23 protein-coding genes are annotated in these 24,390 nt (G+C 37.6%); 9 read left to right on the top strand and 14 right to left on the bottom strand.

Features of this window, described 5'->3' with window-relative positions; translation table 11 throughout:
• Positions 1-32 precede the first annotated feature (32 nt).
• The 12 genes from NYG85_RS01565 to NYG85_RS01510 all read right to left on the bottom strand — a co-directional run bounded on the left by NYG85_RS01565 (position 33) and on the right by NYG85_RS01510 (position 14,674).
• Positions 33-671, bottom strand: coding sequence for a LutC/YkgG family protein (locus tag NYG85_RS01565; RefSeq protein ID WP_284936595.1), 639 nt, complete (start codon positions 669-671; stop codon positions 33-35).
• Positions 664-2,091, bottom strand: a complete 1,428-nt coding sequence (locus NYG85_RS01560; protein WP_284936594.1) for a LutB/LldF family L-lactate oxidation iron-sulfur protein — start codon at positions 2,089-2,091, stop codon at positions 664-666. The genes NYG85_RS01565 and NYG85_RS01560 overlap by 8 nt, the downstream gene beginning before the upstream one ends.
• Positions 2,088-2,828 carry a (Fe-S)-binding protein gene (locus tag NYG85_RS01555; protein ID WP_284936593.1) on the bottom strand — a complete coding sequence of 247 codons (741 nt, stop codon included), beginning with the start codon at positions 2,826-2,828 and terminating at the stop codon, positions 2,088-2,090. The genes NYG85_RS01560 and NYG85_RS01555 overlap by 4 nt, the downstream gene beginning before the upstream one ends.
• A gap of 14 nt (positions 2,829-2,842) precedes the next feature.
• A complete protein-coding gene (locus NYG85_RS01550) occupies positions 2,843-4,501 on the bottom strand; it encodes an L-lactate permease (protein ID WP_284936592.1) in 1,659 nt (552 codons plus the stop codon).
• A 204-nt stretch (positions 4,502-4,705) separates the two neighbouring features.
• Positions 4,706-6,331: a lactate permease LctP family transporter gene (locus NYG85_RS01545; RefSeq protein WP_284936591.1), complete on the bottom strand. Its 1,626-nt coding sequence runs from the start codon at positions 6,329-6,331 to the stop codon at positions 4,706-4,708.
• A gap of 221 nt (positions 6,332-6,552) precedes the next feature.
• Complete coding sequence (locus NYG85_RS01540) at positions 6,553-7,413, bottom strand: EamA family transporter (RefSeq protein ID WP_284936590.1); 861 nt, start codon at positions 7,411-7,413, stop codon at positions 6,553-6,555.
• Positions 7,413-10,415, bottom strand: coding sequence for an efflux RND transporter permease subunit (locus tag NYG85_RS01535; protein ID WP_284936589.1), 3,003 nt, complete (start codon positions 10,413-10,415; stop codon positions 7,413-7,415). Before NYG85_RS01535 ends, NYG85_RS01540 begins: the two co-directional genes overlap by 1 nt.
• Positions 10,403-11,137 carry an efflux RND transporter periplasmic adaptor subunit gene (locus tag NYG85_RS01530; protein ID WP_284936588.1) on the bottom strand — a complete coding sequence of 245 codons (735 nt, stop codon included), beginning with the start codon at positions 11,135-11,137 and terminating at the stop codon, positions 10,403-10,405. Before NYG85_RS01530 ends, NYG85_RS01535 begins: the two co-directional genes overlap by 13 nt.
• Entirely contained in the window at positions 11,134-12,396 is a 1,263-nt protein-coding gene (locus NYG85_RS01525) for a TolC family protein (protein WP_284936586.1), read from the bottom strand. Before NYG85_RS01525 ends, NYG85_RS01530 begins: the two co-directional genes overlap by 4 nt.
• Positions 12,396-13,130, bottom strand: a complete 735-nt coding sequence (gene fliP, locus NYG85_RS01520; RefSeq protein WP_284936584.1) for a flagellar type III secretion system pore protein FliP — start codon at positions 13,128-13,130, stop codon at positions 12,396-12,398. Before fliP ends, NYG85_RS01525 begins: the two co-directional genes overlap by 1 nt.
• Positions 13,127-13,906: a flagellar motor protein MotB gene (locus tag NYG85_RS01515; protein ID WP_284936583.1), complete on the bottom strand. Its 780-nt coding sequence runs from the start codon at positions 13,904-13,906 to the stop codon at positions 13,127-13,129. The genes fliP and NYG85_RS01515 overlap by 4 nt, the downstream gene beginning before the upstream one ends.
• Positions 13,907-14,674 (bottom strand): motility protein A, encoded by a 768-nt coding sequence (locus tag NYG85_RS01510; RefSeq protein WP_284936581.1) that lies wholly within the window; start codon positions 14,672-14,674, stop codon positions 13,907-13,909. It abuts the gene before it with no gap.
• 99 nt (positions 14,675-14,773) lie between these two features.
• Here NYG85_RS01510 and glmU point away from each other — a divergent pair, with 99 nt between their 5' ends.
• From glmU to NYG85_RS01465, 9 genes are all read left to right on the top strand, one after another.
• Positions 14,774-16,075, top strand: a complete 1,302-nt coding sequence (gene glmU, locus NYG85_RS01505) for a bifunctional UDP-N-acetylglucosamine diphosphorylase/glucosamine-1-phosphate N-acetyltransferase GlmU (RefSeq protein WP_284936579.1) — start codon at positions 14,774-14,776, stop codon at positions 16,073-16,075.
• Positions 16,068-17,240 carry a bifunctional phosphopantothenoylcysteine decarboxylase/phosphopantothenate--cysteine ligase CoaBC gene (coaBC, locus tag NYG85_RS01500; protein ID WP_284936578.1) on the top strand — a complete coding sequence of 391 codons (1,173 nt, stop codon included), beginning with the start codon at positions 16,068-16,070 and terminating at the stop codon, positions 17,238-17,240. The genes glmU and coaBC overlap by 8 nt, the downstream gene beginning before the upstream one ends.
• Positions 17,237-17,917, top strand: a complete 681-nt coding sequence (locus NYG85_RS01495) for a hypothetical protein (RefSeq protein ID WP_284936577.1) — start codon at positions 17,237-17,239, stop codon at positions 17,915-17,917. Before coaBC ends, NYG85_RS01495 begins: the two co-directional genes overlap by 4 nt.
• Positions 17,918-17,919: 2 nt before the next feature.
• Positions 17,920-18,585, top strand: coding sequence for a polyprenyl diphosphate synthase (gene uppS, locus NYG85_RS01490; RefSeq protein WP_284936576.1), 666 nt, complete (start codon positions 17,920-17,922; stop codon positions 18,583-18,585).
• 289 nt (positions 18,586-18,874) lie between these two features.
• Positions 18,875-19,282, top strand: a complete 408-nt coding sequence (locus NYG85_RS01485) for a class I SAM-dependent methyltransferase (protein ID WP_349252793.1) — start codon at positions 18,875-18,877, stop codon at positions 19,280-19,282.
• 41 nt (positions 19,283-19,323) lie between these two features.
• Positions 19,324-19,539, top strand: a complete 216-nt coding sequence (locus NYG85_RS01480) for a hypothetical protein (RefSeq protein ID WP_284936575.1) — start codon at positions 19,324-19,326, stop codon at positions 19,537-19,539.
• Between the two features lie 11 nt (positions 19,540-19,550).
• Positions 19,551-20,222: a class I SAM-dependent methyltransferase gene (locus NYG85_RS01475; RefSeq protein ID WP_284936574.1), complete on the top strand. Its 672-nt coding sequence runs from the start codon at positions 19,551-19,553 to the stop codon at positions 20,220-20,222.
• A complete protein-coding gene (locus NYG85_RS01470; RefSeq protein WP_284936573.1) occupies positions 20,219-20,965 on the top strand; it encodes a WbqC family protein in 747 nt (248 codons plus the stop codon). The genes NYG85_RS01475 and NYG85_RS01470 overlap by 4 nt, the downstream gene beginning before the upstream one ends.
• Before the next feature lie 213 nt (positions 20,966-21,178).
• A complete protein-coding gene (locus tag NYG85_RS01465) occupies positions 21,179-22,378 on the top strand; it encodes an MFS transporter (protein WP_284936572.1) in 1,200 nt (399 codons plus the stop codon).
• On the opposite strand, the gene NYG85_RS01460 is transcribed toward NYG85_RS01465, so the two are convergent.
• Both NYG85_RS01460 and NYG85_RS01455 read right to left on the bottom strand, forming a co-directional pair.
• Positions 22,375-23,022: a M48 family metallopeptidase gene (locus tag NYG85_RS01460; RefSeq protein ID WP_284936570.1), complete on the bottom strand. Its 648-nt coding sequence runs from the start codon at positions 23,020-23,022 to the stop codon at positions 22,375-22,377. The genes NYG85_RS01465 and NYG85_RS01460 overlap by 4 nt on opposite strands.
• The gene (locus tag NYG85_RS01455; RefSeq protein WP_284936569.1) at positions 22,998-24,317 is read right to left on the bottom strand and encodes an MATE family efflux transporter; all 1,320 of its coding nucleotides are present in this window, start codon (positions 24,315-24,317) and stop codon (positions 22,998-23,000) included. Before NYG85_RS01455 ends, NYG85_RS01460 begins: the two co-directional genes overlap by 25 nt.
• Between the last annotated feature and the right edge of the window lie 73 nt (positions 24,318-24,390).

Here is a 24,390-nt window from a genome sequence, read left to right as displayed (position 1 = left end):
TTTTAAATTTGGCAGGATTTACCTGCCAAATTTTAATAGACTACAACGTAAGCAATCTGTGAGCCGTGAACTCCAAGCACTGGCACAAGCTCAATGTCAGCCGTCCTTGAAGGGCCAGCGATAAAGACAACGTTTGTTGGTAATTTACCGCCCTCTTCTTGCTTTATATTATTTAGGGCTGATGAGATTGACTTTGTGATTTTCTCTTTATTAACAAGCATTATGCAAACCTTTGGCGTTAGGCTTAAAAGGCGAGGCTGCTCTTTTGAGCTAGCAATACAGCAAATGCCGTGTGAGCTAACGGCGTGTCTAGCGTTAATAACCGAAACATCGTAGTCAAATACATTCTCTTTAAAGCCATCAATTGGTGTGTCAAACTTAAATTTACCAGCAATTTTTAACGCCTCAATATCAACTGGCAAACCCTCTGGGTAGATTAAATTCTTAACACCCTCTTTTTCAAAAATAGCATTGATATCGTTTGCTAAATTTTCAAGACTGCTCTCTATCACATTTGACTTATGCTCGGCTGAGCGAGTGATGAATTCTTTATACAAATTCTCATCATCTTTAATGTGTCCGACCGGGTCAATCGTAGGGGTGCCGTCTGCACTCTTTATCTTTTGACCCCTTGTTCTAATTGCGTTTAAAATGTATTCTTTACTACTCATATCTCACCCCCGGCATATTTTTAACGTTTTCATAGGTATTAAAGTCAAGATTTTCTAAATCTTTAAACTCAAACCAGTTTTTAAGCACTGGAATTCTCTTACCTTGCGACTGGATTAAGCCGTTGAAGTGTCTTGCGTTGCTCATACCAAGCTTCCACAATCCGCCGTGAGTTGCAACGTAGGTAAAGCCAAAGAAAATGAGCTTTTCAATGGTGTTGCTCTCTAATTTTTCAGTGCCGTGTGGTGGGTTTTTACCCTGTCCGATTTTATCGCGTCTTAGCTGTCTAATCATCTCAGCGAGTGGAATTTTAACCGGACAAACCTCAGAACAGCGACCGCAAAGCGAACAAAGCGTAACAACATCGCCGTGCTTATCCATACCAAAAATTTGTGGGCTAATTACCTCGCCAATTGGTCCTGGATATACAGCCTGATAGCTATGACCGCCGATTTTATCATAAACTGGGCAGAAATTCATACAAGCACCACAGCGGATACAGCGTAAAGCACCATAATAATCCTCGTGTGCTAAAATATCGGTTCTATGATTATCAAGCAAGATAATGTGGCACTCTTTTGGTCCGTCAAGCTCGCCTTCACGGCGTGGACCTGAGATTATGTTGTTGTAGTTTGTGATAAACTGACCAGTGGCTGATGGCACTAAAAGCGTATCAGCAGTAGCAGCGTCTTCAAAGCACTCAACGACCTTTTCAATGCCACAAATGCTAACTAAAACATCTGAAATGGTGGTGCACATTCTACCGTTGCCTTCATTTTCAGCAAGCCAAATCGCACCCTCTCGTGAAAGGGCAAAATTCGCACCACAAAGCCCCATTTTAGCGGTCTTAAACTCGCCTCTCATATGCTCTCTTGCGATTGCATTTAACTTCTCTGGCTCGTGCTCTTTTGGAGCGTTTGGAATTTTCTCGTGAAAGAGTTCGCCGATTTCATAGCGGTTTTTGTGAATTGCTGGGACAACAATATGCACTGGCGGCTCGTGAGCTAGCTGGATAATCACCTCGCCTAAATCCGTTTCAAGTGCGGTTAAACCCTTATCTTCAAGATAGTGATTTAGGTGAATTTCTTCACTTGCCATTGATTTTTGTTTTAAAATTTTATCAATGTTTTTCTCTTTCATAAGATTATAAATAATATCACAGGCCTCTGCTCCATCCTTTGCCCAATGGACTTTAAAGCCGTTTTTAGTGGCGTTTTTCTCAAACTCTTCAAGGCGGTCAGCAAGTGTGTTTAGGGCGTTATCTTTTGCCTTTTTTGCCTTGCTTCTAAGCCCCTCCCAGTCGTTAAATTTGTTGTTAAGCAAATTTTTTCTGTTTGTTTGAAGCGTGTGCATCGCCGAGAATAGGTTGTTTCTTAGCTGTTGGTCTTGAAGTTTTTCACGGACGATTTTTTCGTGTTTCATAGCCTCTCTCCCTCAATTCTTCTTAAAATAAAGTCATAAAGGTGCATACTTTGTGTCTTTGCGTTTTGTCTTTTTAGCGTGCCACTGATATTTAATAAACATCCGCCGTCGCCAGAAACGACATATTTTGCACCAGCATTTTCAATATCTTTTACTTTTTCAACCGCCATAGCATTTGAAATTTCAGGCTCTTTTACCGCAAAAGTGCCACCAAAACCACAGCACTCCTCTTCATATTTTAAATCCACAAGCTCAACATTTGCTAGTTGTTTTAGTAAATTTTTAGAGCTTTCAATGGTTTTTGAAACCCTAAGTGCGTGGCAATTTGTATGCCAAGTGATTTTTAGTGGGTCACCCTTATCTTCGTATTTTACGCCTAAATGCTTGTCTAAGAAAACGCTAAGTTCAATGATGCGTGAGCTAAATTCCTTCATAAACGCCTCATCTTTATCGCCGTGAAATAGCTCGCCATAATCTTGCACCATCATACCAGCACAAGAGCCACTTGGCACGATGATTGGGTAGTTTTCGCTAAATTGTTTAGCGTTATAAAGAGCTATTTTCTTAGTCTCTTCAAAGTAGCCAGTGTTATAGCTAGGCTGACCACAACAGGTCTGTTTCTCTTTATAAATCACCTCAATGCCTTCACGTTGAAGTAGCTTAATGGCACTTACAACGGTTCTGCCCATAACAGCAGAACCAAGACAAGTGGCAAAAAAATAGACTTTTTTACTCATCTTTTCTCCTTACTTTAAAGTAATATAATACCGATACAAACTGCTAATATAACATAAAGCAAACAAGGCAATATATTATATGTAAGCAACCTACTCTCGCCCTTACCAAGAAGTCCGACCGTAGCACACACAGCGACGATATTGTTTATACAAACCATATTGCCTATCGCTCCGCCGACATTTTGAAGCGCAACGATAACCTGTGTAGGCAGTCCAACTAAAAATGCCGTTTCGTATTGAAGTCCGGCAAATAAGAAATTTGAAACGGTGTTTGAGCCTGAAAAGAACGAGCCTAAAACACCAACCAAAGGTGCGACCACTACGTAAGCCTGACCTGAAACATCAGCAAAGAATTTTGCCATTAGTTTTAGCATTGAGTAGTCTTCACTATCTACCTTAACGCCAACATTTAGCATAATCTGCACGAGTGCTAAACCAGCAGCAAGCGGTATAGCAGCCTTTGAAACCTGTGTAAATGTCAGCGACCAGCTAGTTTTTACCTCTTCAAATTTCATCTTGTGAAGCACGATTGTAATTATAGCAACTAAGATAAATGGGATAATGCCCGGCAAATAGCCATAAGCAAAGCTGTAAGCCGTGCCAGAAACCCCAAAAATCGGCTCAAAGCTTAGTTTTAAACCAAGCAAGATTTTCTTTAATCCAAGTGCTGGAATTCTTGTAAGAACCAAAATCACAGAGATTAAAATATATGGTAACCACGCCATAAATAGCGACATTTTGGCGCTTTGAGCGGTGGCTGTGTTTTGCTGTGTTTCATTTTGTGTTGAGCCTATCCAGTAGTCAGCCCAGCTATCACGTGGTGCAAAATCCCAGTTGTCTTTTGGTGTTAGAAAATTTTTCTTTGCAGCTAAAACCAAAACTCCAAGCGAAACAAGTCCGCCAATTAGGGCTGGTAGCTCAATGCCAGTAAATTTTGCCGCTAAAAAGTAAGGCACGACAAAGGCGACTGATGATAATAACGCAAAAGGCAGAACGCCAAAAGCATCTTTAAAGCTTCTATTTTTACCAAAGAGCTTTGTCATCATCAAAACCACTAAAAATGGGATAATCATCGCTCCGATTGAGTGGATTGTGGCTGTGTAAATGCTAACGGTGTTTATATATTCGCCTAAATTTAGTCCATCCGCTTCAACTAGCTTTTGCACGGTTGTTTGGATACCAAAAGTCGGTGTGCCAACAGCACCGTAGCTAACTGGCGAGCTGTTTAAAATAAGCGTAGCAAGTGCAGCTGATAGTGCTGGAAAGCCAAGTCCTACAAGTAGCGGTGCTGCTAGTGCTGCTGGCGTGCCAAATCCAGCTGCTCCTTCAATAAACGCACCAAAAGCCCAGCCGATGATGATTACTTGCACACGGCGGTCGGTTGAGATTTGGTTAAAGCCGTTGTTTATAACCTGCATAGCGCCTGAAAATTTCAAGGTATTTAGAATCAAAATAGCACCAAAAATGATGACTAAGATGTCAAACGCCTTTAAAAAGCCGTAAAGAACATAAGCGCTAATGCTTGTTGGGTCAGCATTTACATTAAATGCACCAAATGAAATGACTACTGATAAAATCATAGCCACGCTAAGCGAGAGCTTTGAGCTCTGCTTAAAACCTATCATCATCACCAAAATAACGATGATAGGCAAGAAAGCTAAAAATGAGTGCATAGCCTTTCTCCTTTGTTAAGTTTTTTTCTTTTCAGTTAGATTGTAATTTAAAAACCTAAAAAGCTACAAAGTAAATTTAAATTATATATTATTTAAACAGCTAAGTGTGTAAAATCGTAACATTTAGGGGTTTTTGCAATTTAGATTTAAGAAAATAAAAAATGCCAAAACAGCCCAAATTTAGGCTATTTTGGCTTAAAATTTTTAAATCGCTGGGATTAGCGATGGGAATAAATTCACAAATGACCAAGTGCAAATACCCATTAAAATTATGAAAATTAACGAGTATTTTAATGTAAATTTAAACAACTCACTCTCGCGACCCACAAGTCCGACAGCCGCACAAGCGATTGCGATACTTTGAGGGCTTATCATCTTACCAACCACGCCACCAACGGTGTTTGCGGCTAAAAATATGACTTCATTAATGCCAAGCTGATTTGCCGTAACTTGCTGTAAAGCACCAAAAAGCAGGTTTGAGCTAGTGTCAGAGCCAGTTAAGAACACCCCAAGCCAGCCAATAACCGGCGAGAAAAACGCAAACGCACCGCCAGTGTTTGCCATTGCTAAGCCCATAGTTGCGGCTTGTCCGCTGTTTTTTGCAATTGAAGCGTAAGCCACAACAAGTCCAACGGTGATAATAGGTATCATCATCTCATTAAAGGTCTCTTTTGCAGCACCGATTACCACTTGCGTTTTTAATTTTAAAGCAAAAATCGTTAAAACAGCAGCTAAAAGTATCGCTGTGCCAGTGGCTTTTAAGATATCCCAAGTATAAATCGCCGCAATTGCCGTATCTTTTGCCTTTATCGGCGCTACTTCAATGACAGCTTTGTGAAGCATAGGTAGCTCAAAGGCGATGTTAAACGAAGTAAGTGCAGTTTTTACAGCCGGTATCGCCCAAACCACGATACAAGCGATTAAGAAAACAAACGGCAGCCACGCATTTACCAGCTCTTTTGTTGGAATTTTTTCGGTGTTTGAAAAATCGGTCGCCCCGTCAAACCTAAATACATTTTTAACCTTATAAAATTTTAAAAATATCGTTGTTAGCGAGATTGAAACCAGTGCCGAAGTGATATCTGGTAGCTCTGGTCCAAGATAGACAGCTGTTAAAAACTGCGTAATTGCAAAGCTAGAAGCAGCGACTAAAATCGGTAAAAACGTCTCTTTTACGCCCTTTACGCCGTCAATTAAAAATACGATAAAAAACGGCACAAAAATGGCAATCGGTGGCAACATATAGCCTGAAAGCTTTGAGATTAGGTTTGGATCAACGCCAACAGCCTTGCCAAGTGCGATGATAGGAATTCCAACCGCTCCAAACGCCACTGGTGCGGTGTTTGCTATCATACAAAGTCCGGCTGCATAAAGCGGACGAAGTCCAAGCCCCATTAAAAGTGCTGCTGAAATGGCAACTGGTGCACCAAAACCTATCGCACCTTCTAAGAACGCACCAAAACAAAAGCCGACTAAGATAACCTGAATTCTGTGATCTGGCGTAATGCTCATAATGCTCTTTTTTAGAATTTCAAAATAGCCCGATTTAACGCTAAGTTTATAAAGAAAAATCGCCGCTAAAATAATCCAAGCGATAGGCCAAAGCCCTGTTAAAAAGCCCTGCGTGAAGCTCATTAGCGTAAGCGACACTGGCATTTTATAAAATAGTATCGCAATGAGTGAGCTTAGTGTTACGGTTAGTAACGCCGCTAGCCAACCTTTAAGCTTAAAAACAACAAGCGAAACCAAAAATAAAAATATCGGCAACGCTGCAACTAACGCACTCAAAAAGATATTTGAGAGCGGATCATACACCTGTGTGTAGCCCATAAATTCTCCTTAATGTGGTTTTACGAGTTAAAATCTATTAAAAAAAGCTTTGTGAAATTTAAAAATAAAAAAATTAAAAATTTTTTTTAAATAGTTTTTAAACTAAAAATAGATGAGAATTTATAAAAACTGCCCTATTTTTGGGCATTTATGAATTTTAAGTAAATTTTTGGCAATAAAAAATAAATTTTTAGAGTTTTACAAAAAGTAACATTTAAGAGCTATTTACTCTCATAAATTTTCATAATTCTCTTATGAATTAGCAAAGAGGCATAAAGCAAAACCGCTCCTAAAATCAGCCTAAACACATCGGTTGGCTTATACCAAAAGAATAAATTTACGATGATTGCTGCTGGGATTAGGGCGTTATTCATAATAGCTAAAACACCGCTATCAACGAGCGTTGCACCGCTATTCCACAAAAAATATCCCAGCCCACTAGCGACAACGCCAAGCCAAAAAAGAACGATGATTTGAGTTAAATTTGGGCTAATCTTATCAAAATTGCCAAAGGCTAAAAATGCAAAAAGCACCACAAAAAACGCACCAAAATGAAAGTAGCCAAAAATTTGCTTTTGATTAATTAACGGCTCTTTTTCAAGCAGAAATTTATAAGCACTCTGCCCTGCCCCAAAGCATAAATTTGCCCCTTGAACTAGCAAAAATCCCTTTAAAAAATCGCCATTTAGCCCTGAAAATTTTATCACCAAAGCACCAAGAACAGCCACGCCAACGCTAATTAGATAAAGCGGTCTAAATTTCAGGCTAAACAAATCATAAACAATCGTAACATAAAACGGCGTAAATATCGTAAATAACGCAACCTCTGCCACGCTAAGATACAAAAATGAGTTATAGTAAAATAGATACATTAGCCCGATTTGCACCGCACCAATAAGCATAATTCTAAGTGCAAATTTCACGCTAATGCCTTTAAATTTCGTAAATGGCAAAAATATCAAAGAGGCAAATAAAACTCGCACAAATACCGAAAAATAGCTATCAATCTTACCAGCTAAATACTCGCCAATAAGACTAAAACTAAATGCCCAAATAAGTGTAACAAGAGCTAAATTTTTCACTAAATCGCCTCTCTTTCATAAAATTTTCTAAACCAGCTATCAAGCCAGTAAGCCGTGCTAAATAGTGCAGGTATGACAAGGAGTGTAAGGATAGTAGAGCTAATTAGCCCAAAAATAATCGCCGTCGCCATTGGCGAGTTTGCCTCGTATCCAGACCCACGAGAAAGTGCAAGTGGGAGCATCGCAAAAATCATAGCAAATGTTGTCATTAAAATGGCGTGAAGTCTTTTTACACCAGCCTTTTTAACCGCCAAATCCGGACTAAGCCCCTCTTTTGCGAATTTATTTGCAAAATCAAGCAGTAAAATGGCGTTTTTACCGACCATACCAAAGAGCAAAATCGCCCCAACCATAACAAAAAGGCTAAATGAATTTGAGCTTAAAAACAGCCCCAGCCCAACCCCAGCAAAGGCAAGTGGCAGCGAAAGCATAATCACAAACGGCAAAATAAAACTCTCATAAAGTGCAGCTAAAATCATATAAATTAGCACAGCACTAAGCAAAATCGTAAATACAAACGCCCTGTTTGTGTCGTGCATAAGCTCAACCTGCCCTGAAAACTGATAGCTATAACCACTAGGCAACTCTAAATTTTGCGATATAAACGAAGCCACATCGCCAAGCGGTCTATTATCAAGATTGGCTAGGATTTTTAGCTGATTTTGGCGGTTATGGCGTGGGATTAGTAAAATTTCACGCTTTTTTGTAAAGGTCGCAAAGTCGCTAAGCATAAAACTCTCGCCCTTGTTGTTTTTTACCTTTAAATTTTTAAGCCTGTCAATGCTGTCTTTTTTATCAAGGCTAACGGCGATATCATATTGATTTACCCCATCATCAAAAATGCTAACTAAAACCTGCGAAAACGACGAATTTATCGTATCTGCCAACGCTTTTTCATCTATGCCAAGAAGCTTTGTTTTTTGCCTATTTAGGCTAAGTGAAATCTCATAAATTCTATCCTCGTTTGGACTTTTAATATCCACAACACCGCCAAATTTCATTAAATCTTGCCTGATTTTGGCATAAATTTCATCAAGTTTAGCAAAATCATCGCCCTTGATAATTAACGAAAATGGCTCGTTATCGCCAACATCAACGACTGGCAAAGAAGCCACGCTCACGTTTAAATCGCTAAATTTCAGGGCATTTCTATACTCGCTCATAATTATCTTTTGCCTATCATTTCGCTCATTAAGGCTTTTTAAATGAACGTAAATTTTGGCTTTATAGGCTGATTTTGCATCATCATAGCCGATTAATAAAAACGCCTTATCCACCCTTTTATCGGCGTTAATCTTAGCTAAAATCGGCTCTAAACGCTCACTCATTTTGCTTACGCTAATGTTTGGGTCGGCTTTAAAAAATATGTTAAATTCGCTGTTATCTTCACTTGGCATAAAGTCGCCTCCGACCTTTAAAGTAAGCGATAAACAAAAGGCAAAAATCAAAAAAGAGATGAGCAAAAAGCTCTTTTTAAACCTTAAAACAAGCTCTAAAATTCGCTCATAAAAGCTATCAAGCTTAGCAAAAAATGGCTCAGAAAGCACGAAAAATTTACCCTTTTTTGTCGTTAAAAAACGTGCTAAAAGCGTTGGCGTTAGCATTATACAGACAAAAAACGACACCACCACGCCACCAGCCACGCTTAAAGCAAATGAGTAAAAATACCGCCCAACAATGCCCTGCATAAAGGCAATCGGCACGAAAACACAGAGCAAAACAGCAGAGATAGCAAGGACGCTAAACGCTATCTCTTTAACGCCTAAAAAACTAGCCATAAGTGCGTTGTTTTGCGTGTCTAGCTTTTTTGTAACATTTTCAATTACAACAATAGCGTCATCAATAAAAACGCCAATGCCAAGCGTTAGTGCAACAAGTGTCAAGCGATTTATGTCAAAACCGAGCAAATTTATTATAAAAAACGTCCCAATAATGCTAATTGGCACGGCAATTGTTGCAATGATTGTAGCGCTTAAATTTCGTAAGAATAAAAATACGATGAGTGCCGTTAAAAAAATGCCTAAAATCATATCAAAACTAGCCTGTTTTACGTGCTTTAAAACAAGCTCGCTCTTATCATAAACCACGCTTATTTGATAATTTTTATCCAAAATTTTAACTAAATTTTCAAGTGAAATTTTAAGCCGTTTTATCACTTCAAGCGTATTTGCAAAGCTCTGCTTTTTAACTTCAAGCAAAACTCCGCTTTTACCCCCAAAAATCGCTAATGTATCGCTATCAAGCCCTGCAAAATCAACACTGGCTACATCTTTTAAAAACACGCCATTTTTTAGCCTAATCTGCCTTAACTCATCTAAATTTTTAGCGTCAAAGTCCGAAATTATGGGCGTTTGGCTCTCATCTGATTTGATTTTGCCAAGCGGGGTTTTTAGGTTTTGCGTGGCGATTATGTTTGAAATCTCAGCGGTGTTTAGATCAAACTTATTTAGCAAAAAGTTATCAAATTTCACATCAACCACTGGCTTTAAAAATCCGACCTCATCAACGCCTAAAACCCCATTTACACGCTCTAAATGGTTTCTTATCACGTTATCAATATCCTGCATTAAAGCCGTTTTATTCTCATCAATCCTGCTTATAAAAACGCTAAAAATCGGCTCATTTGCAGCACTGATTTTTTCTGTTACACTCTTAAAAGCTAGGTTTGCCTTTGAAATTTTATCCCTGACATCATTTAGGGCAACCTCAATGTTTTTATCTAAATTAAACTCAATCAAAATCACGCTAAGTCCGTTGTAGCTGTAAGAATTTAGATTTTTTATCCCGCTAATACCACTGATTTCATCTTCAAGCTTTTTTGTAATTTTTGAGTTTATAAACTCCTTGTCGCCGTTTGCGTGAGTGGTGATTTTAACGAGCGGAATTTCAATCTCGGGGAAGAGATTTACGCTCATTGATTTAATCGCAAAAAGCCCAAAAATCACGAGTGCCATAAAGAGCATAAGCGTGGCAATTGGGCGATTTATCGCTATTTTATACACTCAATTAACCCCTCGCCGTATCGTCCGACCTCTAAATTTTCGCTCATCGCTTCGGCTCTAAATTTTTTCGTTTTTTCATTAATTGTCGGATAAATTAACGAAATTTTTGCCGTTTTATCTATGTCATCAAGTCTAAATTTAAACAAATCGCCCTTTTTAACGCAACCCAAAAAGCTCTCATCAATGTTTAAAACCAGCCTAACTTTTGGGTAGGCAATGATTTCTAAAACCTTTTGATTAAGTGCTACAACCCCACTTGCAATCTCAACATTTTTTTGCGTAATAATGCCGTCATATGGGGCTTTAAGCCGTTTTTTCTCTATTTTATTTTCTAGCTCCAAAATAGAAATTTCAGCGCGATTTTTTGCCAAAAGTGCCTCTTTGTATTCGTAATTTACGCGCTCAAATTCCAACTTTGAAATTTCATCTTTTACAAGCACAAATTTATCCAGCGTGCTTTTTGCAAAATTTAGTGCATTTTTTGCATTTTCAAGTGCGTTTTTTGCCATTTTTAGGGCGATTTGCTCATCTTTATCATCAAGTGCGATTAAAATTTCGCCCCTTTTTACAACACTTGAAACATCAACATTTATAGCATTCACAACACCAGAAATTTCAAAAACAAGCTCTGATTTTTTATCCGCCACGACATTAAAATCAGCGTAAATTTCATCGCCAAAAATGCACTTTAAAACGCAAAAAAGCACGAAAACTTTTCTCACTCATCTATCCTTTTTAAAATTTCAATGCCACTTTTTAGGTAATACCTAGCCTTTTTTATCTCAAAATCGCTCTGTGAAAACGCCAAGGCACTCTTAGCGTCAAAGTCGTTTAAAAGTGCAAGTAAAAACTCGCTATAACCAACAAGTCCAGCGTGATATTTTTTGCTAATTGAGCTTAAAGCGGTGTCTGCTGCCTTGACAAAAAGCTCGTTTGCAGCGATTTTTTGGCGTGAAATTTCTATCTCATTTTGTAAATTTTTAAGCTCAATCTCATTTTCACGTTTTTTGTGATTTAGGTTTAAAATGGCTTGATTTTGCGAAATTTGTGCGATTTGAACGCCCTTTGAAGTGGCAAAAAAGTCAAAAATAAGCCACTCAAAGCCGAGCATAAATTCGTTTTGTTCTGACCTTTTTTGGTTAAAAAACTGCCCAGCATAGCTTCTAAACGGCTCATTTATATCATCAAATCTATTTTTATAAACCGAAAATTTATTGCTTAAAAAAATGCGTGGATAGTGGCTACTTTTGGCTTCATCAATGGCACTTTGGCTCTTTTTAATATCAATTTCTAGCCCTTTTAGCTCGTAATTTTGAGCTAAATTATCAAAATCTGGCATTTTTAGACTTGAAACATTTAGGCTATCTAAATTTTCATTTGCATAAAGCGAAATTTCGTTTAAAATTTTAAGCCTATCTTGTTTTAAAGATAGAAGCTCACTTTGTGCTAGATGAGATTTTGCTAAAATCAGGCTAAGCTCATCGTTTGAGGCAAGTCCAGCGTTTTTTAGGGCATTTAGGCGTTTTAGCTCGTTGTTTAAATACTCTTTTTGTGAAATTTTTGCGTTGATTAGATTATCTGTTAAAACGGCGTTAAAATAGAGCGTGGTTAGCAAAAATGCAAGCTCATTTTTAAACTCGTCGCTCTTTAAAAAATCCTTTTGATTTTCGCTATCTAAAATTTCACGCCTAGCCTCTTTTTTAAAGCCGTCAAAAAGCAGGTATTCAAGCCTAGCATAAACTGCCCTAGCCTCTTTTGGCGAGATTAAAAAGTTATCTTTATCTCGCCTCTCATAGCCACCACCAAGCGTGAGCTGGGGCAGATACTGGCTGTCTAACTGCTCTTTTTTTAGCGATGATTTTAAAATTTCTTGCTCTTTGATTTTTACCAAATCATTTTGGTAAGCTAGTTTTATGATATTTGCTAAATTTTGGCTAAAAAGTGGCAAAACCATAACAAAAATTATGAGAATTCTAAACATTAATGAAAGCTTTTTACGAGATTGCCCACCAGTAAATTCCAGCCATCAACAAGCACGAAGATTAAGAGCTTAAACGGCAGCGAGATCATAACTGGCGGTAGCATCATCATACCCATAGCCATAAGCACGGAGCTTACGACCATATCAATGACTAAAAACGGCAGGTAGAGCAAAAATGAAATTTCAAAGGCAGTTTTTAGCTCGCTTATCATAAAAGCAGAAACCAAAATGCTAAGCGGGACCTCATCAATGTTAGCTGGATTTGACATATTTCTGATACGAAAAAATAGTGCTAAATCCTTCTCTCTCGTGTTTTTTAGCATAAATTCTTTAAACGGCTTTACGGCGTTAGTAAAGGCTTGTTCGTAGCCGATTTGCTCGGCTAAATAGGGCTTTACACCCTGTTCGTAGCCCTGTTTAGCAACTGGCTCCATTATAAAAAATGTAAGCACCATTGCAAGTGAGATTAAAAGCGTAGAAGGTGGCATTTGCTGTGTGCCCATAGCTTGCCTTAAGAATGAAAACACGATGACAAGGCGTAAAAAGCTAGTCATCATAAAGATAAGTCCCGGCGCTAGGGTTAGGATTGTTAGGGCGATTAGGACGTTTAGTGAGGTTACCAGCTGGGTTGGGCTTTCAGGTGCGCTTAGGCTTAAATTTATCGTTGGGATTTGGACATTATCGGCTGCAAAAACCGACACGCCAAAGACAAAAATCAAAGCAAAAATTCTCATCTCACGCTCTCATCAAGCACACTCTTTCTAGTCGCCTCTTTTTTATCCTTATCAAGCGAAACAAAGCGTATCTCAACCCTGTTATTTTGGATATTAGCCTCGTCGCTGCTGCCTAAAACGGCTGGTTCAAACGAAGCCCTGCCAGAGGCGATTAGCCTTTTTGCATCAACCCCGTCCCTTAAAAGCTCAGAAACTACACTTATAGCACGTGCTGATGAGAGTTGCCAGTTATCTTTATAGATTGAGTTTATATCCGGCATAGTGCTATCTGTGTGTCCGACCACATCTAAATCAACCTCTGGGGCTAGTTTTGCTGCTATCATCGCTATTCGTTTTAAGAATAATTTTGCATCATCGTTTGAAATTTCAGCACTGCCTTGCTTAAAAAGCAGGCTAGCTGGCAGCCTAATAATAAAGCCATCCTCGCTGTCTTTTAATGTCACCTCAGGCGAGCCAGATGCGTTTAAAAGCTCATTTATCGCCTTTACGGCTTGTGAAATTTCATCTTGTGATTTTGACTGAATTTTCTCTTTTTTTATGCGTGATTGAAGCTCGGTCTCTTGCTCGTTTTGCACCTCTGGTCTAGCACCGCCCTCTAAAACGCTTAACGCCCCAGCTAGCGAGCCAACTGCTGTTTCAAATTTCTTAGCGTCCATTGTGCTCATTGAGAGCAAAAGCACGAAAAAACAGAGCAAAAGCGACATAAGATCGCCAAAAGTGGCAAGCCAACCTGGCATACATTTAGGGCAATCTTCTGGTTTTATTAGCTTTGCCATTTACTGCTCAAATTGAGATTTTCTATCTTTTGGTGCTAGATAAGAAAGAAGCTTACTTTCAAGCGTTCGTGGGTTATCTCCTGCTTGGATTGACATTATGCCCTCTAAGATTATCTGTTTTTCTAACATTTCGCCGTCATTTCGTATTGATAGGATATTTGCTACCGGAGCACCTAAAATATTACCTATCATCGCCCCATAAAGTGTCGTAAGAAGTGCAACCGCCATTGAAGGACCAATGGCACTAGGATCTGACATATTCATAAGCATAGCAACAAGACCGATAAGTGTCCCTATCATACCCATAGCGCCGGCAAATCCGCCCATTTGATCAAAAATTTTAATATTTGCGCCGTGCCTTGAATTTGTCTGGTCTATGTCAATTTCAAGCAACGCCCTAATCGCATCAGGCTCGTTGCCATCAACAGCCATTGAAAGCCCTTTTTTTAAAAATAAATTTGGCTCGTTATTCACATCACTTTCAAGGGCTAAAATTCCATCACGCCTTGCCTTTGTGGAGTAATCAACTATCTTTTTTATTGTTTCTGGTAGGTTAATTTGTGGCGGTTTAACGGCAATGCCGTAAAATTTACCAATGCCCTTTAAGGTCTCCATTTTAAAGCCGACCATTAAAACACCAATTGTGCCACCAAAAACAATCATCACAGATGGGATATCAATATAAGGTCCAATACCAACGCCAATCGCCATAGACCCAAGCAACAAGACCATAGTTAGCACCCAGCCGACAACGGTTCCTAAATCCATACTCGCTCACTTAATTTTAAAATAGGGTTGTATTTTATTAGTTTTTAGTTAAAAATCTGATAAAATCCTAGCCAAAATTTTAAACAACAAGGCAAAAAAGTGAGTGAAATTTCAGTAGTTATCCTAGCCGCTGGGCTTGGCACGAGAATGAAGTCAGATACGCCAAAGGTTATGTTTAAGCTAAGTGGTGTGAGTATGATTAGACACGTTTTAGCTCGTGCTTATGAGCTTACAAATGACGTTAGCGTCGTGCTTTTTCATCAAAAAGAGCTGATAGAAAAGCACATTTTAGATGAGTTTAAAGATACTAAAATTTACACTCAGGATTTAAAAAACTATCCGGGCACCGCTGGGGCTTTAAAGGGCGTGAAATTTAGCGGTAAAAAGGTGCTTGTAACTTGTGGCGATATGCCCTTAATCACGACTGATGAGCTTAGAAATTTATGCGAGATAGACGCTGATATAGCGATGAGTTCGTTTATAGCAGATGATCCTTTTGGCTATGGCAGAGTGATTGAAGAAAACGGCAAAGTAACTGGCATAATAGAGCAAAAAGACGCAAACGAAGCCCAAAAGCAGATAAAAAGAGTAAATGCAGGCACTTACTGCTTTAAGCGTGAAATTTTAGAGCTTATTTTGCCAAAAATTGATAACAAAAACGCACAAAATGAATACTATCTGACAGACACGATAAAAATCGCAAACGAGCTTGGCTTAAACTGCGTTGCTAGCGATGTTTGTGAGCATAATTTTATGGGGATAAATGACAAATTTCAGCTAAGCATTGCTGAGAGTTTAATGCAGGATAAAATCAAGCAAAATTTAATGAAACAAGGCGTTTTAATGCGTCTAGCAAATACAATCTACATTGACGCAAGGGCGGAATTTGCAGGCGAGTGCGTGATAGAAGAAAACGTAAGCATAATCGGAGCTTGTAAAATCACAAACAGCCACATAAAAAGTGGTAGCGTCGTTGAGAGTAGCGAAATTTCACACTCTGACATCGGACCACTAGCTCACATAAGACCAGATAGCAAGATAACAAACACGCACATTGGTAATTTTGTTGAAGTTAAAAAGGGCATTTTAGACGGCGTAAAGGCTGGACATTTAAGCTATCTTGGCGACTGCGAAATAGCAAGTGGCACGAATATCGGCTGTGGCACAATCACTTGCAACTATGACGGCATAAAAAAGCACAAAACAATCATTGGCAAAAACGTCTTTATAGGCTCAGACACACAGCTTGTAGCGCCCGTAAATATCGGCGACGATGTGCTAATCGCCGCTGGTAGCACAATAACATCTGACGTGCCAAGCGGCGCCTTAGCCATTAGCAGGGGCAAACAGCAAAACAAAGAGGGCTTTTTTTATAAATTTTTTGGACACAAAAATGCTTAAAGACAAAAAAATTCTGCTCGCAGTTTGTGGCTCGGTATCGTTTTACAAGGCTTATGAGATACTCTCACGCCTTAAAAAACTAGGTGCTGACGTGCGTGTAATGCTAAGCGACGGAGCATTAAAATTTACAAATCCCCTAAGCTTTGAAGCACTCACAAACCACCCAATTTTATACACTGGCAATGAAGACTGGCAAAATAAAGTAAGCCACATAGAATACGCAAAAGCCGACCTAGTCCTAATCGCTCCAGCCTCGGCAAATACGATAAACTGCTTAGCAAACGGCGTCGCAACTAGCGTTTTTATGCAGACTTTGCTTGCAACCGACGCTAAAATCCTAATCGCACCAGCTGCAAACAACAAAATGCTTGAAAATTTCGCCACACAAAGAAGCTTTGAAATTTTAAGACAAAATGGCGTTAAAATCATTGAGCCACTGACTAAAATTCTAGCTTGTGGCGACCTTGGGCGTGGTGCGTTAGCAGACGTAGATACAATAATTTACGAAGTAAAAAGAGCATTGTGTGAGACCAAATTTCAGGGCAAAAATGTCGTAATCACTGGCGGCGCAACGAGTGAAAAGATTGATGACGTTAGAGCTATTAGCAATTTTTCAAGTGGCAAAATGGCAAAGGCATTAGCGGACGCATTTTATTTTTTAGGAGCCAATGTCAGCCTAATTTCAAGCGTAGTTTATGAAAATTTGCCATATAAAACCAGTAAATTTACAAGCACAAAAGAGCTTTTATCACTTTGTAAAGATGAGTGCGAAAATGCCAATTTGCTCGTGATGAGCGCGGCGGTTAGTGACTACGTAAGCGATAAAATTTTTAGCGGTAAGCTTAAAAAATCAGAGCTTGGCGATGAGTGGAGCTTAAAGCTTGTTAAAAATTTAGATATTTTGAGCGAATTAAAAGGCTTTAAATGCCAAAAAATCGGCTTTAAACTTGAAACAAACGCACAAAACGCAGAGCAAAACGCCAAAGATATGCTAAAAAACAAGGGGCTAAACGCCGTTTGTTTAAATATTTTGGGTAGTCAAAACGGCTTTGGTAGCGATAAAAACGAAGTGAAATTTATCACTCAAAATGAGAGCGTTGATTTAGGGCTTGATGATAAGTCAAATATCGCTTTAAAAATTGCAAATTTGGCTAGTAATTTATGATAAATGCTATCTCAAAGGTGCAAAAAGTAGCCACAAATCAGGCAAAAACGATACATTTAAACACATCTTTGCCAGTTAGCATACTTGTAAGCGAGAAAGTCGGATTTAACCGCTATATCTTAAAATTTGCAAACCAAAGTATCAGCACAAGAAGCGTAAAATCGCTAAATGTAGGGCAAAACTACTGGGGCGAAATTGAAAATGGCGCTCAAAATATCGTAATTAGCAACCTTTTAGAAAAGCCAAAATTTGATAGCTTTGTCTTAAACGACGGGCTTAGTTTGATTGAAAGGCTAATTAACGAGCCAGATACCGCTTGGTTTAGTAATTATTTAAAAAATGCACTTATTAACTCAAACTCAAAGCACGAATTTAGCGGATTTAGCAATATGCTTTTGGCTTTATCAAAAGGTATCATTTACATACCATTTATTTATAATGAAAATTTTGGCATTTTTGAGCTAAAAAATGGGGCAAAAAATAGTGAAATTTACCTAGTTTTTTCAAATTTTGCCCCGCTTCTTTTTACTTTTAATGCTTCTAATTTAATAAGCATTAAAACTCCATTTAAAAAAGTAGCAAGTTTGTTAAGTGCTGAGTTTAACCTAAATGTAGAAATTTCAAATGTCTTGCCACTTTTAGGTAAAAATGAAAATTTGATTGATTTTAAGGGCTAGTAATGAACGAACTAAAACACCTAGCAATCATAATGGACGGCAACGGCAGATGGGCTAAAAAGCGTGGCTTTATCCGCACAAAAGGACACGAAGTGGGTGCGTTGGCGGTTGAGGCGATGTGTGAGTTTTGCATAAATAATGGCATTGAAATTCTAAGCCTTTATGCGTTTAGCACCGAAAATTGGAAGCGTCCAAAGAGTGAAGTTGATTTTTTAATGAAGCTTTTAAAAGAATTTCTAATCTCTAGACGCGAAAAATTTGTAAAAAACGGGATTTTTTTTAATGCAATCGGCGACATTACGCCTTTTAGTGATGATTTAAAGGTTGAAATTTTAACGCTAAAAGAGCTAACTAAAACAAATAATAAACTAAAATTAAACCTAGCGATAAATTACGGCAGTCGTGACGAGCTGGTTCGTGTTATAAATTCATTAAAAAATAGCGAAATTTCAGAAAATTCTATCACAAACGCCCTTGATGAGAGTGCTGATATTGACCTTTTGGTTAGAACTGGTGGCGAAAAAAGGCTTTCAAATTTTATGCTTTGGCAAGCAAGTTACGCCGAACTCGCCTTTACAGACACACTTTGGCCTGATTTTAACCAAGATGAATTAGCAAAAATCGTAAGCGAATTTAAAGGCAAAAATCGCCGTTTTGGCGGGATTTAGACAATAAAAGCAGATAATTGCTAACAATTCTAATCACACACCAAAGCGAGCAAGTCACTAAACAGACAATTTAATAAAAATTTTATTTTAATGGCTTGGTGCTTTGCTAAATTTTATCCCTGTTAAACCTTAGATTTTATATTCTCTCACTTTTGGTAAATTTTACCAAACAAAAACAATAACTTAAATTACACCCCAAACACCCCAAACACCCCAAAGCACTTCTTATTTAAATTTAATATTAATTTAACTACAATAACCGCTTAACAAATTGTAAAAAGGATATAAAATTTACATTAAAAATTTAAAAGGATTTAAGTATCCAGATGCCGAGCTTATTAGATATTTTTTTAAAAATAATCTTGATAAAACACCGCAAAAAGTCCTAGAATTAGGCTCTAATAACGGCAACAATCTCTCGCTTTTTGCAAGCTACGGATACGAAACAATCGGCGTTGAGCTAGACGCGACAAATATAAAAAATGCAAATTTTAACTTCAAAAACATATATAAATTTAAAAATTACAGCTTCATTAACGCCGATATGAGAGATTTTGCAAGAAACACAAATGGCATAAAAGCCGATATTTTACTAATCCCAAACGTTATAAACTACATTACAAAGCACGATTTTACCGAGCTTTTATCAAACCTACGCCAAAATCAGGATATGGGGGGGGTAGCAGGCTATTTTTAAGAGCAAGAAGCACAAAAGACCATAGATACGGACTTGGTAAGATGATAGAAAACGGCACGTTTTTGTTAGATAGCGATGAATTTAGCGGCGAAAATGGGCTGATTTGTGCTTGTTATAGTCAAAGTGAGCTAGTTGAGATTTTAAAACAAAAATTAAACCTTAGAAATTTCACACTCATAACAAGCGAAAATTTAAACGTAAAAAACGGCGTTTATATCAAAGATAGCGACATTATAATCTACGGAAAAATCAACTAAAAGGGAGAAAAATGTATAAAAATTTAAAGGGTCTAAAATTCCCAGATAGTGCAATCATTAACTTTTTCTTTAAAAATGGTTTGCAAAATCTAACAAATCAAAACGTCCTAGAACTAGCGTGTAGCAACGGCAACAACCTAAGTCTGTTTTCAAGCTACGAAAACCGCTGTGTTGGAGTTGATATAAATCCGATTAACATACAAAATGGCGAATATAATTTTAAAAACGTCTTTGGCTACAAAAATTATGAATTTCACGCTTGTGATATGTTTGATTTTGTGAGCAAAAATGCAAATTTTAACGCCGATATTTTACTAATCCCAAATGTCATAAATTACTTTTTAAGAGCCGATTTTATAAGGCTTTTAAGGCTATTAAAAGAGAATAAAATTTACAAACCAAACGCACTATTTTTTCTAAGGACAAGAAGCATTAGGGATTTTAGATATGGCATTGGCAAAATGGTTGAGAAAAACTGCTTTAAAATGGCTGATGACTACGATATCACTGGCGAGGCTGGGTGTTTAAACACGCTTTACCAAGAGCACGAATTAGTTGAAATTTTGCAAAATGAGCTGTCGTTAAATGATTTTAAAATTTTAACCTATGAGAGTTCAAATATAATGAAAAATGAATATTTAATAAACGATAGCGATATTGTAATTTATGGGAGAATTTTATGAAAATAGCCATTATGCAACCAACTTTTTTGCCTTGGCTAGGCTATTTTTATATAATAAAAAGCGTTGATAAATTTGTATTCTTAGATAGTGTTCAGTTTGAAAGGCGAAGCTGGCAAAGTAGAAATAAAATTAAGCTAAATGATAAGGAGTTTTTCTTATCTCTTTGCTGTCAAAAATCTCCCCAAAAGACCCAAATAAACGATATTTTACTATCAAAAGAACCAAAATGGCGAGAGAAAATTTTAAATACAATTCATCACACCTACTCAAAATCAATAAATTTTAAAAATTACTTTGAATTTTTAAAAAATGAGCTATTTGTAAATGAAAATTTATCCGATTTTAACATAAATCTTATTAAAAAATTTATGAGTGATTTAGGTATTTATACTCCTATTTATCGTGCTAGTAAGCTAAATTTGTCAAACGCAAAACGTGAGGATTTGCTACTTGAAATTTGTTTAAGTTTAAACGCAGATAGCTATCTTTCGCCAGAGGGTTCAAGAAACTATCTCCAAAGCGAGCATTCAAAACAAATTTTTAACGATAATAAAATCAAAATAGAGTATTTGAATTTTGCTCACCCAATTTACAAACAACAAGGTAAAAATTTTGTGCCGTATTTGGGTATTATTGATTTTTTATTTAATATAAAAGATCCAAAATCGGCATTTAATGAGGTATTTTTACAAAATGGGGGGGGGTCGGACGACTTTTTAAAATCACACAAGGAGGCGATTTAGCTAAATTTGCCTCTTAAAACTCGCTTTTACGTTTAAAATTTATACATTTTTTAAACTATTTAAAAGTCAAAATTCTAGATTTTATAATAAAAATTATCCAAAATGGGCTTAATTAAAAGTTCAAAACCTTTGCTAAACCAAAACAAAATGCAAAAACTTATCAAAATATAAGGCTAGAAAAACTAAACTTCGCTAAAAATTATAGGATTTTACTTGCAAAAATACATTTTACTACTTAAAAAAGATAGAAATTTTCGTATCATCAGCATAGTTCAGCTCATCTGCTACTTTGCTGCTTGGTTCTCTCACACAGGCATTTTTACGCTACTTATCAAGCTTAATGCCCCCATTTGGGTTATTACGATAAGTGCGGCGATGGCGTTTTTGCCGGGCATTATTTTAGCCCCATTTAGCGGGATTTTAATAGATAAATTTAGCCCAAAACCAATGCTTTTGACGATGACGCTGGTTGAAGCCATCTCGGTTTTAATGCTACTTTTTATTGACAGCCTCTCGCTTTTGTGGCTACTTTTGACGCTGATTTTCATTCGTATGGGCGTTGGAACGATATATTTTCAAGCCGAAATGAGCCTGCTACCAAAAATTTTAAACGAAAACGAGCTAAAACTAGCTAACGAAATCCACTCAATCATCTGGGCAGTCGCATATTCGGCTGGTATGGGTTTGGCTGGGATTTTTATCCACTTTTTTGGGATAAAAATGGCATTTTTATTTGATTTTTGTTTATATCTTGTTGGCTTTTACTTTTTGTTTGGTTTAAAGGTGCCTAGCCTTGTTAAAAACGCCCCACAAAAGGCAATAACTATGCTAAAAGAGGGGCTAAACTACATCAAAAAACATAGGCTAATCTTGCACCTGCTCGTGCTTCACGCCTTTGTTGGTATTACCGCTTATGACGCTCTCATCGCGCTTTTGGCTGATTATAAATACGCTCATTTACTTTCTGTTTCGCTTGTTATCGGACTTACAAACGCTTCAAGAGCAGTGGCTTTGATGATAGCACCTGCGATTTTAAGCCGTTTTATCACAAAAGAAAATTTAAGCTACTTCTACGTTTTTCAGGGGCTTGGCATCATTATTTGGGCGATTTTGCAGTTTAATTTTTACAGCGGATTTATCGGTATGTTTTGCGCTGGATTTTTCACATCAACGCTTTGGAGCTTCACTTACACGCTGATTTTACAAAACTGCGATGAGAAATTTTACGGACGAGTTATCGCTTATAACGATATGATTTTTCTTGCGTTTAGCACTCTCACTTCACTTTTTATTGGCTTTTTGTTTAAAAATGGCATTGCACTTTGGGCGATTACAGCACTTATGGGCGTTGCGTTTTTCATTGGGGCGTTTTACTATCATAAAATTTCAAAAATTTATGATATAAAGGGCTAAATTTTGGCGTTTAATGCCCTTTCTCGCTCTTTAAAATCGGGCATAATTTTAGCGATAAAATCATAAAATTCACGCTTATGATTTGCATAAATTAGGTGAGTTAGCTCGTGTAAAACCACATATTCAATTAGCTCTTGTTTCTTTTCTATTAAATTTAGATTTAAATTTATATAGCCCTTTTTTGTGTTACAGCTCCCCCAGCGAGTTTTCATACTTCTAATCGTAACGTGGCTTATATTTTTTCTAACAAATGGCAGGAATTTTTGGATATAAATATTAAAAATTTCACTAGCCTTTTCACGCCTAAATCTCTCCCAAGCATCTAAACTTTTAGCCAAAATTTCATCATCTTTTATTAAAATTTCATTTAGACTTTTGCTAAATTTTAGCTTGTAAATTTTACCAAGATAGCTAATTTCATCATCTTTTAGCTGATTTTTTAAAATTTTCTCACGAGTATTTTTAAGCCACAAAGCGTGTTTTTCTAAAAACTCAAACGCCACTTTTTGCGTGGCATAAAAGGGCAAAGTAAGCGAAATTTCGCCCCTAACATCTACTTTTAGGCGAAAATTTTTAACACCACGCCTGAAATTTACCCTGATTTTATAGTCAAGAAAGCTTAAACTAGCCGTTTTGACTGCCATTTTCTGCTTCTCCAACGCCAAGTATTTACAAGCCCCCTAACCCACTCATCAGCACAAAATCCAATCCAAACGCCAATAATCCCATAACCAAGATGAATGCCTAAAAAGTAGCCAAGTGGCAGGCTAAGCCCCCACATAAAGGCGATGCCAGTCATCAGCGGATACCTAGCGTCGCCACTTGCACGAAGGGCATTTACTATTACGATATTAAACGTCCTGCCGATTTCAAGAACGATTGAAAGAGCAAAAAGTGGCAGCATTATCTCTTTTAGCTCGCTACTTAAACCAAGCTCAAAGACGATTAAATTTCTACTAAAATAGACCACAAGCACGACCACAGTAGTGGCGATAACGCCGTATTTTAGGGCGTCAAAGGCTCTTTTGTAAGCACTCTCAAACTCCCTTGCGCCCACCAAATGCCCAACGATGACCTCGTTTGCCACGCTGATACTTGCCCCACAAAGCATAATTAAAAGCGAAATTTGAAAGTAGATAGTCTGCACCGACAAGGACGCCTCGCCCATTGAGGCAACAAAGCTAAATGCGACCATATATTGAGCCATCCAAAGCAGATTTTCGCCAGCACTTGGCAGACCGACGTGTAAAATTTTACGCAAAATATCAAGTGGTAGGCTAAGTAGCCGTTTAAGGTAAATTTGAACTTTTGCAAGGTGTTTTATCATAAAAAATAGCACGATTAGCCCAACAAATCGCCCTATCATAGTAGAAAACGCAACCCCAATTAGCCCAAAATTTGGCAGCCCAAACCAGCCAAAAAGCACAATGGCATTGCCAAAAAGCGTGATTAAATTCATCAAAAGCGACACGCACATCACAGCCGTAGCTCTGTTATAAACCCTTAAAATCGCAGCCATAACCATACCGATGCCGTCAAAACACAACGCCCAGCCAAGAATGTGAAGGTAGTTAAAGCTGTCGCTTCTAAGCTCACTTGGCACATTTAAAAGCTCTAAAATCTCCTCGCCAAAAAAGTAGATAAAAAGTGCCGAGCTAACGCCAAGAAGTGTGTTAAATGCGATACTTGCGTGTATTGCACGTTTTGCTAAGTGCTGATTTTTTGCACCCAGTGCCTGAGCGACCACGATAGAACACCCAACGCTTAAAAAGCTAAAAATAGTCATAAAAAGATCCATTACTTGATTGCCAGCACCCATAGCACCGACAAGATGAATGCTTACCTTTGTAACCATATAGGTGTTGATAATTAGTGTCAAAAAGTGCAAAAGCATATCAATAAAAATAGGCAAAGTTAGCTTTTTAAGGGATAAATTCATACGTAACCTTTCGTTTAAAAGTGGCAATTTTAGCCAAGTAGTTTAAATTTTTTCTCTTAAATTTGCTAAACAT

Origin of the sequence: Campylobacter gastrosuis, assembly GCF_030249845.1 — a bacterium.
Taxonomy (GTDB): Bacteria; Campylobacterota; Campylobacteria; order Campylobacterales; family Campylobacteraceae; genus Campylobacter_A; species Campylobacter_A gastrosuis.
The sequence above is the reverse complement of the archived record's forward strand: the minus strand, read 5'-3'. Positions and strand labels throughout refer to the sequence as shown.